Genomic DNA, 309 nt, shown 5'->3' with positions numbered 1-309 from the left:
GCCAGCGATCCTCGAAGAGGCCACCGTCACCATGCCGTTCGCGCAGCACGGCGTGCGCGGTGCGCAACTGCTCGGCGAGATCCGCCCGGGCCCGCTCCAACACCACCGGATCGGGCAGCTCATGGCGGATGCCCCTGCGTTCCACCAGTGTGTCGAACGCGCCCAGCTCCTGCCCGACCTGCCGCTCACGCACTCCAAGGTCACGGATCTGCCGCGGCAGCTCGTCGTACATCCGGGTCAGGTGCGCGTCCAGTTCCCGACGCGCGGCAGGCGTGTCCGGACCACCGGCCCGGTAGGCATCCTCAACCG

At 70.6% G+C, this 309-nt stretch carries 1 protein-coding gene; it reads right to left on the bottom strand.

Annotation, left to right across the window (positions count from 1 at the left end; translation table 11 throughout):
* Nucleotides 1-232, bottom strand: a 232-nt coding sequence (locus IF37_RS44770; protein ID WP_158727469.1) for a hypothetical protein, incomplete at its 3' end; no start/stop codon positions are given.
* Nucleotides 233-309: the final 77 nt, after the last annotated feature.

This window comes from Streptomyces sp. NRRL S-31 (assembly GCF_000718775.1).
GTDB lineage: Bacteria > Actinomycetota > Actinomycetes > Streptomycetales > Streptomycetaceae > Streptomyces.
The sequence above is the reverse complement of the archived record's forward strand: the minus strand, read 5'-3'. Positions and strand labels throughout refer to the sequence as shown.